Raw genomic sequence first — 12,081 nt, forward strand, 5'->3', positions numbered from 1 at the left:
CTGTTGCTCGTCCTAACGTGATGAATAACGGCACAGGGAGCCCATGATGAGCACGAAAGAGCAACACCCTCATTCCGAACGCGACGACGAAGACGTCGACAAGGCGGTCGAAGACACGTTTCCCGCGAGCGACCCGCCGGCGACGGGCGGCGTGACGCGCATCGAAACCGATAAGGACAAAGACAAGGAAGAAAAGAAGTAAGCTGAAAGCGCGATGAAGTAAAAGAGCCGCTTATTCCAGGCGGCTCTTTGCTTATGCGCGCTGACGCTATGCTCAGCTACGCTCCAGCTCGATCAGACGCGAAGGCCGCAAATGATTGAGCGCGTAATGTTTGCGGCCGCGCAGCGTATGGCCATGCGGATCGCGCCCTTCGTAGCGGACCTTGTCTTCGACTTCGGGCACCGTCGGCGCAACCATGCCGCGATCGATCAGGCGATAACCGCGCTCCAGCGCGACCAGCACGCCGCTGCGCGCCGGACGGCTGTCGAAGCCGCCGAGGCCATCGCCCGGTTCGGCCACGTAGTTCACAGTCGTGGCATTCGAGTTGATGACGGAGTCCGGCTCGCGCGCGAGCATTTCCGCTTCGCGCCGCGCGTGGATGCTCTTCGCATCGGCGTCGACAGTGTCGTCGAGTCCGTCGTCGTTGGCCACATCGACGCCGCGCGGCGATTTCTCATAGAAACCTTGCGGCCCTACGTGCATGCCGGATTTCGTCGTTTCCGCTTTCGTTTTATCGCCCGCGCCCGCGTGAGCCTCGCCGCCCGCCGCAGCCTTCGCCGCATCGCTCATCGTCACGTGCGCGGTTTCGGCGGCCGGCGTCTTGATCGGGCTATCGGCGGCGCGATCATTCTGTTTGCCTTGCGCTTCGTTTCCTTCAGCGTTGTTCATCGCATCCTCCGTTGCATATCACTGACCCGGCCCGTTACGCAAATCTCATTCCGGCTATTTGGCGACGGAACCGCAAGCCTTGCAGGAAGGCGTCCTGATAGATGCCAAAAATTTCAGGCTTTTTTTTCAACCCCAAGCCGATGTCCTGCAAGTATCATTTGGAACCTGTCGGCGGCAAAGCGCAACAGGCACGATGCGAACACGAGGAGGGCGCATCTGTCATTGCTGCCGGATAAGCGCAATGCGATTCGAACGAGCAGGGCACTTTTACTCAGGTGACTCATGCAACACGATGCAGCCTTTTCACATCGAGGCTACCTTCTGAACTGCGCGCCCGCCCGGGCCGGAGATGGCAGCTACCAGCCCTATGTGGTGATCTCGCGAACGAGCGATGGCGAACTCGTCGCGAACCGCTTCTTTCCGTCCGAGTTGCGATTTCGCAGCGAGGACGACGCCATCGCGCACGCGCGCGACTGGGCCGTGCGCTGGATCGACGCGAGCAACGTCACGGTGTGATCGCCGTGCGTGCATGAAGCGCGAAGACGCCACGACGGGCGCAAAGCGCCGCGCGGCAGGCTTCCCCAAAACCGGTTACGCTTGAGGTTTCCTCCGCCGTGCGCGAGCGCGGCGGCCGCTTCTCTCGCATCATGGCCGACATGCAGAACACGCCCACGCCTGGCTTCATACCGCCGCTCGATATTGCTCACGACACCACGCACGACAAGCCGCAGGAATGGGGCCTTGCCGGTATCGTCGCGGACTTGCGCCAGTCGCGCGAGGAATTGCATCGCACGCGGCATCCGCTCGGCATACGCGAGCTGCCCTCGCGCGAGGCGATCGTAAGAATCGTGAACGGCCTGCGCTCCGCGCTCTTTCCCACGCATTACGGCGCGCCCGATCTGACCGACGAAAGCGTCGACTATTACGTCGGCCAGACGCTCGAAAGCACCTTGCGGCTGCTGCATGAACAGATTCGCCGCGCGCTGCGCTTTCTGCCCGAGTATCGCGATACGAGCGAAGCGGCGCTCTCCGCGCAAGCGTTCGCGATCGCGCGCGAGTTCGGTGCGCAACTGCCGCACATTCGCGCGCTGCTGGTCAGCGACATTCAGGCCGCTTTCACGGGCGATCCCGCCGCGCAGCACATCACCGAGATTCTTCTGTGTTATCCCGGCGTGTGGGCGATGACGCATCACCGCCTCGCGCACGCGCTGCACCGGCTCGGCGTGCCGCTGCTCGCGCGCTTCATCAACGAGATCGCGCATTCGCTCACCGGCATCGACATTCACCCTGGTGCGACCATCGGGCCGAGCTTTTTCATCGATCACGGCACGGGCGTGGTGATCGGCGAGACGGCGGTGATCGGGCAGCACGTGCGCGTCTATCAGGCCGTAACGCTTGGGGCGAAGAGCTTTCCCTCGACGACGGACGGCTCGCTCGTCAAGGGCAACGCGCGCCATCCGATCGTCGAGGACGATGTCGTCATCTATGCGGGCGCGACGATTCTCGGCCGCGTGACGATCGGCAAAGGCTCGGTTATCGGCGGGAACGTGTGGCTCACGCACAGCGTGCCGCCGGGCAGCAACGTCTCGCAAGGCAAGGTTCGCGAGGGCAGCGGGCCGGAAGTGCCGGGCAACGGATTCGGCGCATGAAACGACGAAAGGGCCGCGAGGCCCTTTCGTTTTCCGCGTGCCCGTTCGAGGCGTGGCGTCAGGTGTTCGACACGCTGAACGCGGTCTGATTGCCGACGATGGAAAGAAACTCGCGGCGTGTCGACGGATCGTCGCGGAACGAGCCGAGCATGCGCGATGTCACCATCGACACGCCCGCCTTGTGCACGCCGCGCGTCGACATGCATTGATGCGCCGCTTCGAGAATCACGCCGACGCCGAGCGGTTGCAGCACTTCGTCGAGCGTGTCCGCGATCTGCGCGGTCATCTTCTCCTGAATCTGCAGGCGTTTCGCGAAGGCATCGACGAGACGCGCGAGCTTCGATATGCCGACCACGCGTTTGTTCGGCAGATACGCGACATGCGCACGGCCGATGATCGGCACCATGTGATGCTCGCAATAGCTTTCGAAGCGGATATCCTTCAGGACGATCATTTCGTCATAGCCCTGCACCTCGGAAAACGTGCGCGCGAGGATGTCGTGCGGGCTCTGCGTGTAGCCGGCAAAGAACTCCTCATACGCGCGCACGACGCGCGCCGGGGTGTCGAGCAGACCTTCGCGGCGCGGATCGTCGCCTGCCCAGCGCAGCAGGACACGCACGGCGGCTTCGGCTTCCTCGCGGGTCGGACGATCGGCTTGTTCAGCAGGCATGTCCGAGCCTGAAAGATGGTTTTTGCGCGGGGCGCTCATCGAAAACTCCTGTCGGTCAATGCAATCGGTGCAATCGGTGCCTTTTGCATCCCGCCATTGTTTCACGTTTCCGATGGTCGATATGAATGTCAGGTTTTTCCGCCGCCATCGATGCCCGAGCCCGTGCGCCAGACCTGCTTGCCTTCTTCGCTCAACTGGCCGCTGCTGTGGTCCTTGTCGGGTTCGGTGCCGGGCTCGGCCATCGGCCCACCCGGCTGTTCCTGCGATGTCGGGCGATTGCCCTTGCGCTGCGCGATGCGGTCTTCCTGCGAACGCCCGGCGTAGTTGTTGCTGCTCATGTCGCGTCTCCTTTCAAATGATGCGATGAAAGGCGCGCAAGCCGCGTTCCAGCCGGACGTCTCGATGCTTGCCTTATTCCGGCTTCCCTTGAGCCCCGCCGAGCACCATCCAGGTTATGCCGAACTTGTCGGCGACCATGCCGAAGCGCTTCGCGAAAAAGGTCTGCTCCATCGGCATCTGCACCTGTCCGCCATTCGACAGCGCATTGAAGTACTTCTCCGCCTCCTGTTCGTCGTTGGCCGTGAGCGAAAGCGAGATGCCCTTGAATTCCGGCTTGCCGCTGCACATGCCGTCGGAGCCCATCAGCAACGAATCGCCGACGGTGAACGCCGCATGCATGATCTTGTTGTCGGATCCGGGCGGAATGCCGCATCCGCCGGCGGCTTCCACTTCGCCGGCTTCGGGGTTTTCGCTATAACGCATCATCATCACGACTTGCGCGCCAAGATGCTCGCGATAGAACGTGATCGCTTCTTCGCAGCGGCCTTCGAAAAACAGATAGGGTTGCACTTGCATGTCTGCTCCTTGATTGATGCCTTGCGGTTATGACTTCTCGTCGGGGTCCATATCCATCGTGAGCGGCACCGAAGCGTGTTCGTGCACCACACGCCAGTCGCCATCGATCTTTCTGAAACACACGGTGGCGCGCACGATGTCTTCCTGCTCGCCCACGGCGACGCGATTGACGGAGTGCGCATAAGCCAGATCGCCGCTCGCGGCGACTTCCACTTCCCGCATCTCGAACGTGAGCGGGCCTTTCATGCTGTCGAACCAGCGCTGCCAGTTCTCGCGGTAGTGCGCGACGCCGCGCAGCGAAGCGGGCGGCACGACGTCGAACACGACGACATCCGCGGCGTAATGGCTGACGAGCGCGCTCACGTCTTTCGCGAGCACCGCCTGCCGCCACGCCTCGATGAGTTCGCGTATGCGCGCGACATCTTCACGCTCTTGCGCACGCTCGTTCGGCTGGGTCATGACTGCCTCCGTCTCGTTAAGCACGATGCCGCCGCGTCGTGACAAAGCAACGGCAAGCACCGATGTGAAACTAAATTTTCGCTTGTGTACACCGTCCACAAAAAGTAGCAGAGATAATGGACAGTGTCCACATATGAAAAGCCCGACGAATCAGATGACGAATGGCAAGCCGCGCAGCACCTACCGACATGGCGATTTGCGACGCGCGCTGATCGAAGCGGGCATCGAACTGGCGCGCGAAGGCGGCCCGGATGCGATCGTGTTGCGCGAAGCCACGCGCCGCGCGGGAGTGGTGCCGAATGCAGCCTATCGCCACTTCGAGAGCCGTCAGGAATTGCTATCGGCGGTGCGTTCCGCGGCGCTGTCGCAGGTTGCGCAGGCAATGGAAGAAGAACTTGCGGCGCGCCCCAAGAAGCGCCGGCGCGCGGACGCCGCGCGTGCGGGATTGCGCGCTATCGGCCAAGGTTATCTGCGTTTTGCGCAGACGGAAACGGGGCTCTTTCGCACGGCTTTCGCCGCGCCGCAAGCGGAATGGGCGCAGCACGAAGGGCCGTATGGCGTGGGGCCGAGCGGGCTCGATCCGTTTCAGTTGCTGAGCCGTGCGCTGGATGAGATGGTGGAGGCGGGCGCGCTCGATACGAAACGCCGCGCCGAAGCCGAATATCTTGCGTGGAGCGCGGTGCATGGCTTCGCGCTGCTCGTCATCGAAGGCCCGTTGCAAGCGTTGAAGCGCGCGCAGATCGAGCCGCTGGCCGGGCGCTTGCTCGATATGGTCGAAAACGGCCTTTGAATGCGCATCGCGCCGCATGGAGCGGCGCGTTTCGTTTTATCGCTTCTCTTCCGCTATTGGCTCGACCACGCTCAAGAGCAGCAGCAGACAGAGCGCCGCCGTCCCGACCATATAAAGGAACACCGCGCTCCAGCTATAGCTGTCGAGCAGGAGGCCGACAGCCAGTGGCGCGCAGGCACCGCCGATCTGGCCCACCGAGTTCACGATGCCGAACGCCGTCGGATAGGTGGCCTTCGTCGCGAGGCCCATCGGATACGCGGAATAGCCCGCGAAACCGATGCCGAGCATGAGGCCTGCCAGCATCAGCGCCGCGCCGAGATACGCGACGCTATCGGGCGCATCGATCAAAAGGAAGGTCATGATCATGGTGCCGAGCGCGCCGAGCATCATCATCGGCTTGCGGCGGCCGCCGAGCAGGCGATCCGAGATGATGCCGCCCAGCATGTTGCCCGTCACCGCGCCGATGAAAGGCGCGGAAGCGAGAAAGCCCATCTTCACCGAAGCGAAGCCCTTCACCGTGACGAGATAGGTGGGAATCCACGAGATGAAGATATTGCTGATGCCGATCATGCAGCCATAACCCAGCGCAATGCCGAAGATATTCCACGAGCCGAACACCTGGCGAATGGTTTCGAGCTGCGGCACGCGTTTCGTGCGATTGATCGCATCGAGGCGGGGCATCGGCGTCATGCGTGCGCGGGCGAGCGGCTTGCCGCTGCCGCTGCCGATCGTGGTTTCATCGGCGATATAGCGGCGTTCGGCGGGCGAGCAGAAGCGGTTCTCGCCCGGCGAGTTCGTCACGAAGAACAGCCACACGATCGCGAGAATGATGCCCGGCACGGCGAATACATAGAAGATCTCGCGCCATCCCCACAAGTGGATCACGATGATGCACACCGAAGGCACGATTAGCGGCCCGAGCTTCGAAGCCGCGATCCACAGGCCTGTCGCGGTGCCTTTTTCCTGCGCGGGAAACCAGCGGTTGATGACGTTCGTGCAGCCGATGCCGAGCGGCCCTTCCGACAGGCCCAGACCGACGCGATATGCCATGAGCAGGAATACCGACGACGTGGTGCCCATCAGGCCCGTGAAGATCGAAGTGAAGATCATGAAGACGGAGAACAGCAGGCCCGTCGTCTTTTCGCTGAGGCGTTTGTACAGCAGTCCCACCGGAATCTGAACGAAGCCGTATGCGAACGAGAACAGGCTCACGATGAGTCCCGCCTCGGTGTTGGTGATGTGATATTCCTTCTTCAGATACGGCAGCGCGATGCCGAAGTTGGCGCGATCCGCACAGGCGATCGCCCAGATGCAGAAGATCAGTCCCATCACGACCCAGCGATGCTTCGTGCGCTTCTCAGCGATAGGCTCCGCTTTTGCGGACCCGATGATGCCGTCGGCATTGCTCATCGCGATGTCTCCTGCGCATGAACTGCCGTGTGGAAAAGGCGAATGGATGGATAGCGGGTAGGGCGCAGGCTCACGCTGTTGTCTCCGATGTCATTTTTAAAGGCTTTATTGTTGATATGCCTTCCGATGCTTCGAATTGTGGGGATGCCCCGCAAGAGCGTCCAATCTTTTATTGCTATTACCTGATTCCCGGATTGAATCGATTCGACGCGCTATTTTCGTCGCTTCGATTCGTGGATCAATTGATAGCCTTTTGGGATTGGACGTCATCGCCAAAAGCAGAGATGATCCGCTCCACATCAGAAACCGAATTCCAGGAGCGCGCGAATTGAAGCCGAACATTCTGCAACTGAACCCCATCCTCGTACCGACCATCAATGAAAAGCTGGATGCGCTCTACACGATGCATCGCCTGTTCGAACAGGACGACAAGGAAGCTTATATCCGCGAGCACGGCGCATCGATTCGCGGCGTGATTACCGGTGGACACACGGGCATTTCGAATGAGCTGATCGAGCGCCTGCCCGCATTGCAGGTGATCGCTGTGAACGGCGTCGGCACCGATGCGGTCGATCTGGAATTCGCGCGCTCGCGCGGCCTGCCGGTCACGGGCACGTTCGGGGCGCTGACCGAAGACGTGGCCGATCTCGCCATCGGTTTGATCCTCACCGCGCTGCGCGAAATCTGTCCGGGCAACGACTTCGTCAAGACTGGCAAATGGGTAGAGAACCCGAGCCCGAGCGCGATTCCGCTGTCGCGCCGTTTCAGCGGCAAGCGCGTGGGCATCGTCGGTCTCGGCAAGGTCGGCCGCGCAATTGCGCAGCGTGCCGCCGCCTTCGATTGTCCGATCGCTTATACGGACGTGCGGCAGATGGACGACATCAGTTATCGCTTCGTGCCGGATCTTCTCTCGCTCGCGCGCGAAAGCGACATTCTCGTGCTAGCAGCCGCAGCGGATAAGGCGAAGGGCATCGTGAACGCCGCCGTGCTCGATGCCTTGGGCAAGGACGGTTATCTCATCAACATCGCGCGCGGCAAGCTCGTGGTGGAAAGCGATCTGGTCGAAGCGTTGTCGCGCGGTGCGATCGCGGGCGCGGGCCTCGATGTATTCGTCGATGAACCGAACGTGCCCGCCGAATTGTTCGGCATGGATCGCGTCGTGCTGCAGGCGCATCGCGCGAGCGCCACGGTCGAATCGCGCACGGCGATGGGCGAGATGGTGCTCGCGAGCCTCGCGCAAGGTCTCGCGGGGCAGCGTCCCGAAGGCAGTCTGACGACCTGACGCATGCGCGAACGCAGGTCCGGCGCGAACATATAATGATCGGCTATCACTTCAACGTCGATTACGAATGCTCGATCTCGGACAAGTGCGTTGCTTCGTCGCCGCCGCGACGGAGCTGAACTTCAGGCGCGCGGCCGCGTTGCTCAACATGACGCAGCCGCCGCTTTCCCGGCAGATTCATCTGCTCGAAGAGAACCTCGGTGTGAAGCTGTTCGAGCGCGTTGGCCGCACGGTCAAGCTGACCACCGAAGGGCGCGTGTTTCTCGCGGACGCCACGCGGCTGCTCAATCTTTCCGAGCAGGCCGAGAGCACGGTGCGGCGTGCGAGCAAGGGCAAGACGGGGCGCGTGCGCATCGGCTTCACGGGCGCGGCGGGTTATGAGCTGATTCCCGAACTGCTCGTGGCGGCGAAGCACGACTTGCCGGATATCGATGTCGTGCTGCTCGAAATGATTTCCGTCGCGCAGATCGAGGCTTTCGAAGCGAACGCAATCGACCTCGGCTTCATGCGGCCCTTGCCGTCGCGGCAGAAAGTGGAGTTTCTTCTCGTCGATCGCGAACCGATGATCGTCGCGCTGCCCGCGGGACACGCGTTGTGCCGCTTCGAGGACATCGCGCTCAGGCAGTTGCACGAGCAGCCGTTCATCATGCATTCGCCGACGCACGGCAAATACTTCTACGACCGCATTCTGAGCATGCTCGTCGCCGATGAAGTGAAGCCGCATTTCACGCAATACATCGACCAGACGCCGACGATTCTCTCGCTCGTTCGCGCGGGACTGGGCGTATCGATTCTGCCGGCATCGTCGCAGCGATTTCATTACGACAACGTCGAGTTCAGGGCAATCGCCGGCAAACCCGTTCAGGCCGAAATGAGCATGGCCTGGCGTGCCGATCAGGACAATCCCGCCGTCACCGCCTTCCGGCACATGGCGGCGGAGTACTTCGCTAGGCGGCGTGCGTGATCGCGTGCGCGGTCGCGTCGAGCGCCGCTTTCGCCTTGTCGACGATCTCATCGATCTCACTGTGCGTGACGACGAGCGGTGGCGACAGCAACATGCGATCGTGACTCGCACGCATCACGAGATTGCCCGCGAAGCAAAAGTCGCGGCATAGCGTGCCGATCTCGTCGACGTCGGGAAAGCGCGTGCGCGCCGTGCGATCGGCGGCCAGTTGAATGCCCGCGACGAGACCCGCGCCCACGATCTCGCCGACGATCGGATGATCGTCCAGCGCCTCGCGCAAACGCCGCTGGAAGTAAGGTCCGATATCCTCCTTCACGCGCGCGACGATGCCTTCGCCTCTCAACAACTTCAGATTCGCGACCGCCACCGCCGCCGCGACCGGATGCCCCGAATACGTAAAGCCGTGATTGAACTCGCCGTGGTTCACGATCGCGTCCGCGATGGCATCCGATAACGCGACCGCGCCCATCGGCACATAGCCGCTCGTGAGGCCCTTGGCCATCGTGATGACATCCGGCTCGAAACTGAAGTGCTGGTGCGCGAACCATTCGCCCGTGCGCCCGAATCCGCCGATCACTTCGTCGGCGATCAACAGCACGTCGTGCTTGCGGCAGATGCGCTCGATCTCCGGCCAATAACTCGATGGCGGAAAGATCACGCCGCCCGCGCCCTGAAACGGCTCGCCGATAAACGCCGCAACGTTCTCCGCGCCGAGTTCGAGAATCTTCGCTTCGAGCTGGCGCGCACGCTCCATGCCGAAGGTTTGCGCATCCATCGCCGCGCCTTCGCCGAACCAGTAAGGCTGGTCGATATGCGCGACATGCTCCACCTTCGATGGCATCTGCTCGTGCATGTAGTGCATGCCGCCGAGCGTCGCGCCCGCGATGGTCGAGCCGTGATAAGCATTGTTTCGCGCGATCACATAGCGTTTGTCCGGCTTGCCCTGCACGGCCCAATAGCGATGCACCGCGCGCAGCGCCGTATCGTTTGCTTCAGAACCGCTATTGCAATACAGAAAGCGGTTGAACGCGCGCGGCATCAGTTCCGCCAGCATCGCGGACAATTCGATCACCGGCGGATGCGTTGTCTTGAAGAACGTGTTGTAGAAGGGCAGGGCCTGCATCTGCGCGAACGCGGCATCGGCGAGTTCGCGGCGTCCATAGCCGACGTTCACGCACCACAAACCCGCCATGCCGTCGATGATGCGGTTGCCGTCCGAGTCCCACAGATACACGCCCTCGGCCTTGACGATCACGCGGCTGCCCGCGCGGTTCAACGCGCCCATGTCGGAGAAGGGATGCAGATGATGTGCGGCGTCGAGTGCGCGGTAATGCGCGGTCGAATCGATTCGATCGTTCATGTCGTCGTCTCCCGATATCAAACGTGCAGCAGCAGATGTTTGCGTTCCCACGAACTGATCACGCGAAAGAACGCTTCGTATTCGGTTTCCTTGAGCGCGAGATACGCGCGCACGAACTTGTCGCCGAACATGTCCGCAAGCGGCTCGCAAGCGCCCATGAGCGCGAGACCTTCGTCGAGATTGCGCGGCAGCTGATACGGCTGACGATAGCCGTCGCTGGCGAGCGGCTCGGTCGGTTCGAGATGCTGCGTCATGCCGAGATAGCCCGCTGCCAATGTCCCCGCGATCGCGAGATACGGGTTGCAGTCCACGCCCGGTATGCGATTCTCGATGCGCCGTGCCTGCGGCGACGCGTGCGGCACGCGAAAGCCCACGGTGCGATTGTCGTAGCCCCATTGCACGTTGATCGGCGCGGCCATGAAACGCGATAGCCTGCGATAGGAATTGATATACGGCGCGAAGATCGGCATGAGCGCGGGCGTGTATTTCTGCAGGCCAGCGATATAGCCGTAGAACAGGCTGGTTGGTTCGCCGTCTCGATCGGTGAACAGATTGCGGCCCGTTTCTTCATCGACGATGCTCTGATGCACGTGCATCGCGGAGCCCGGCTCGTTTTCCATCGGCTTCGCCATGAAGGTCGCGTACATCTTGTGACGCAACGCCGCTTCACGCACCGTGCGCTTGAAGAGAAACACGCGATCGGCGAGATTGAGCGCATCGCCGTGCATGAAGTTGATCTCCATCTGCGCCGCGCCGACTTCGTGGATCAGCGTGTCCACTTCGAGCTCCTGCACCTCGCAGTATTCGTAGATATCTTCGAAGAGCGGATCGAATTCGTTGACCGCATCGATGGAATACGCCTGCCGTCCCGTTTCCGCGCGGCCCGTTCTGCCGACGGGCGGCTGCAAAGGCAGATCCGGATCGCGATTCACGTCGACGAGAAAGAACTCCAGTTCGGGCGCGACGACCGGCCGCCAGCCCTTCGCGGCGTATTTCTGAAGCACTTCGCGCAGCACGCGGCGCGGTGAAATCGCCACGGGCGTGCCGTCGAAATGCACGCAATCATGAATGACTTGCGCGGTCGGATCGGTGGCCCACGGAATCAGGCGGATCGTCGCGGGATCGGGCACGCAGATCATGTCGGGATCGGTGAGGCCGGTGAAGCTGCCGTCGTCGGGATAGTCGCCCGTCACGGTCTGGATCATCACGGCTTGCGGCAGGCGCATCGATTCGCCCGACTCGAACTTGCTGCGCGGAATGATCTTGCCGCGCGCGGTGCCCGCCATGTCGGGGATGATCGCCTCGATCTCGGTGATGCGATGTTTTCGCAGGAATTCGTCGATACGTTCCATTTTCGTTCTCGTGGTTTGCACAGGCGCGCGTTTCCACGGCCTTCGCGATGCATCGCAAAGGCGCGCGCGCATTCACGCGTGAAGGTTCACGCGCGGAAGCAGTCAGTCAGCGAAGAAAAGGAAGAGGCGCTACGGCAGCAGCGATGCCGCGCCGACGCAATGCACGGCGATGAACGCGCGCGCGGACAGGACGTTGCGACGCCGCACCGAGCGGCGGGAGAGGACGGTCAGAACCGACAGGAAGCGGCGATCGGGAGTCTTGCCGCAGCGATCGGCGCTGGAGCGGCGAAGGCTCCGACGTGCCAGAGGGCTTTGGACTTTCACGATAACACTCGTTTGGCGAGTTGATTTGCAGGGCAACGCAGACGATTACGATTGCCCTTCGAGGAGCATATACGGAA

The 12,081-nt window shown here is 62.0% G+C and carries 16 protein-coding genes; 7 read left to right on the forward strand and 9 right to left on the reverse strand.

Translation table 11 applies throughout. The annotated features are described in order from the left end of the window. Positions 1-43 precede the first annotated feature (43 nt). Positions 44-202 (forward strand): hypothetical protein, encoded by a 159-nt coding sequence (locus LY284_RS17075; RefSeq protein WP_014250514.1) that lies wholly within the window; start codon positions 44-46, stop codon positions 200-202. Between the two features lie 72 nt (positions 203-274). Here LY284_RS17075 and LY284_RS17080 read toward each other — a convergent pair whose 3' ends face one another. Further along, entirely contained in the window at positions 275-889 is a 615-nt protein-coding gene (locus tag LY284_RS17080; protein WP_233387393.1) for a DUF3005 domain-containing protein, read from the reverse strand. Between the two features lie 282 nt (positions 890-1,171). Between LY284_RS17080 and LY284_RS17085 the strand changes: the two genes are divergently transcribed. Beyond that, positions 1,172-1,405 carry a hypothetical protein gene (locus LY284_RS17085; protein ID WP_014250516.1) on the forward strand — a complete coding sequence of 78 codons (234 nt, stop codon included), beginning with the start codon at positions 1,172-1,174 and terminating at the stop codon, positions 1,403-1,405. 131 nt (positions 1,406-1,536) lie between these two features. Continuing rightward, entirely contained in the window at positions 1,537-2,538 is a 1,002-nt protein-coding gene (epsC, locus tag LY284_RS17090; RefSeq protein ID WP_375294287.1) for a serine O-acetyltransferase EpsC, read from the forward strand. A gap of 58 nt (positions 2,539-2,596) precedes the next feature. Here epsC and folE read toward each other — a convergent pair whose 3' ends face one another. From folE to LY284_RS17110, 4 genes are all read right to left on the reverse strand, one after another. Then, the gene (folE, locus tag LY284_RS17095; RefSeq protein WP_014250518.1) at positions 2,597-3,247 is read right to left on the reverse strand and encodes a GTP cyclohydrolase I FolE; all 651 of its coding nucleotides are present in this window, start codon (positions 3,245-3,247) and stop codon (positions 2,597-2,599) included. 89 nt (positions 3,248-3,336) lie between these two features. After that, complete coding sequence (locus LY284_RS17100; protein WP_041731516.1) at positions 3,337-3,546, reverse strand: hypothetical protein; 210 nt, start codon at positions 3,544-3,546, stop codon at positions 3,337-3,339. Between the two features lie 73 nt (positions 3,547-3,619). Further along, positions 3,620-4,063, reverse strand: a complete 444-nt coding sequence (locus LY284_RS17105; protein WP_045453432.1) for a VOC family protein — start codon at positions 4,061-4,063, stop codon at positions 3,620-3,622. A gap of 27 nt (positions 4,064-4,090) precedes the next feature. Further along, entirely contained in the window at positions 4,091-4,522 is a 432-nt protein-coding gene (locus LY284_RS17110) for a nuclear transport factor 2 family protein (protein ID WP_233387394.1), read from the reverse strand. Between the two features lie 154 nt (positions 4,523-4,676). On the opposite strand from LY284_RS17110, the gene LY284_RS17115 reads away from it, so the two are divergent. Next, complete coding sequence (locus tag LY284_RS17115) at positions 4,677-5,312, forward strand: TetR/AcrR family transcriptional regulator (RefSeq protein WP_375294288.1); 636 nt, start codon at positions 4,677-4,679, stop codon at positions 5,310-5,312. Between the two features lie 36 nt (positions 5,313-5,348). Here LY284_RS17115 and LY284_RS17120 read toward each other — a convergent pair whose 3' ends face one another. Further along, on the reverse strand, positions 5,349-6,722 hold the full coding sequence (locus LY284_RS17120) for an MFS transporter (RefSeq protein WP_014250523.1): 1,374 nt from the start codon (positions 6,720-6,722) through the stop codon (positions 5,349-5,351). Between the two features lie 29 nt (positions 6,723-6,751). Here LY284_RS17120 and LY284_RS17125 point away from each other — a divergent pair, with 29 nt between their 5' ends. From LY284_RS17125 to LY284_RS17135, 3 genes are all read left to right on the forward strand, one after another. Next, positions 6,752-7,054, forward strand: coding sequence for a hypothetical protein (locus LY284_RS17125; protein ID WP_148276104.1), 303 nt, complete (start codon positions 6,752-6,754; stop codon positions 7,052-7,054). Further along, positions 7,051-8,004, forward strand: coding sequence for a 2-hydroxyacid dehydrogenase (locus tag LY284_RS17130; RefSeq protein ID WP_233387396.1), 954 nt, complete (start codon positions 7,051-7,053; stop codon positions 8,002-8,004). Before LY284_RS17125 ends, LY284_RS17130 begins: the two co-directional genes overlap by 4 nt. Before the next feature lie 67 nt (positions 8,005-8,071). Continuing rightward, complete coding sequence (locus LY284_RS17135; protein WP_233387397.1) at positions 8,072-8,968, forward strand: LysR substrate-binding domain-containing protein; 897 nt, start codon at positions 8,072-8,074, stop codon at positions 8,966-8,968. Here the strand turns inward: LY284_RS17135 and LY284_RS17140 are convergent. From LY284_RS17140 to LY284_RS17150, 3 genes are all read right to left on the reverse strand, one after another. Further along, on the reverse strand, positions 8,952-10,328 hold the full coding sequence (locus LY284_RS17140) for an aspartate aminotransferase family protein (RefSeq protein ID WP_233387398.1): 1,377 nt from the start codon (positions 10,326-10,328) through the stop codon (positions 8,952-8,954). The two genes, LY284_RS17135 and LY284_RS17140, sit on opposite strands and share 17 nt — an antisense overlap. Before the next feature lie 17 nt (positions 10,329-10,345). Beyond that, a complete protein-coding gene (locus LY284_RS17145; protein WP_014250527.1) occupies positions 10,346-11,680 on the reverse strand; it encodes a glutamine synthetase family protein in 1,335 nt (444 codons plus the stop codon). A 129-nt stretch (positions 11,681-11,809) separates the two neighbouring features. Then, positions 11,810-12,004, reverse strand: coding sequence for a hypothetical protein (locus LY284_RS17150; RefSeq protein WP_041731521.1), 195 nt, complete (start codon positions 12,002-12,004; stop codon positions 11,810-11,812). Positions 12,005-12,081: the final 77 nt, after the last annotated feature.

Origin of the sequence: Caballeronia sp. PC1, assembly GCF_021353155.1 — a bacterium.
GTDB classification, from domain to species: domain Bacteria; phylum Pseudomonadota; class Gammaproteobacteria; order Burkholderiales; family Burkholderiaceae; genus Caballeronia; species Caballeronia cordobensis.

What these genes read in the sequence shown, in the direction of transcription:
- LY284_RS17075 (WP_014250514.1), top strand. Translation starts at nt 44, where the DNA reads ATGATGAGCACGAAAGAGCAACACCCTCATTCCGAACGCGACGACGAA.
- LY284_RS17080 (WP_233387393.1), bottom strand. Translation starts at nt 889, where the DNA reads ATGAACAACGCTGAAGGAAACGAAGCGCAAGGCAAACAGAATGATCGC.
- LY284_RS17085 (WP_014250516.1), top strand. Translation starts at nt 1,172, where the DNA reads ATGCAACACGATGCAGCCTTTTCACATCGAGGCTACCTTCTGAACTGC.
- epsC (WP_375294287.1), top strand. Translation starts at nt 1,537, where the DNA reads ATGGCCGACATGCAGAACACGCCCACGCCTGGCTTCATACCGCCGCTC.
- folE (WP_014250518.1), bottom strand. Translation starts at nt 3,247, where the DNA reads ATGAGCGCCCCGCGCAAAAACCATCTTTCAGGCTCGGACATGCCTGCT.
- LY284_RS17100 (WP_041731516.1), bottom strand. Translation starts at nt 3,546, where the DNA reads ATGAGCAGCAACAACTACGCCGGGCGTTCGCAGGAAGACCGCATCGCG.
- LY284_RS17105 (WP_045453432.1), bottom strand. Translation starts at nt 4,063, where the DNA reads ATGCAAGTGCAACCCTATCTGTTTTTCGAAGGCCGCTGCGAAGAAGCG.
- LY284_RS17110 (WP_233387394.1), bottom strand. Translation starts at nt 4,522, where the DNA reads ATGACCCAGCCGAACGAGCGTGCGCAAGAGCGTGAAGATGTCGCGCGC.
- LY284_RS17115 (WP_375294288.1), top strand. Translation starts at nt 4,677, where the DNA reads ATGACGAATGGCAAGCCGCGCAGCACCTACCGACATGGCGATTTGCGA.
- LY284_RS17120 (WP_014250523.1), bottom strand. Translation starts at nt 6,722, where the DNA reads ATGAGCAATGCCGACGGCATCATCGGGTCCGCAAAAGCGGAGCCTATC.
- LY284_RS17135 (WP_233387397.1), top strand. Translation starts at nt 8,072, where the DNA reads ATGCTCGATCTCGGACAAGTGCGTTGCTTCGTCGCCGCCGCGACGGAG.
- LY284_RS17140 (WP_233387398.1), bottom strand. Translation starts at nt 10,328, where the DNA reads ATGAACGATCGAATCGATTCGACCGCGCATTACCGCGCACTCGACGCC.
- LY284_RS17145 (WP_014250527.1), bottom strand. Translation starts at nt 11,680, where the DNA reads ATGGAACGTATCGACGAATTCCTGCGAAAACATCGCATCACCGAGATC.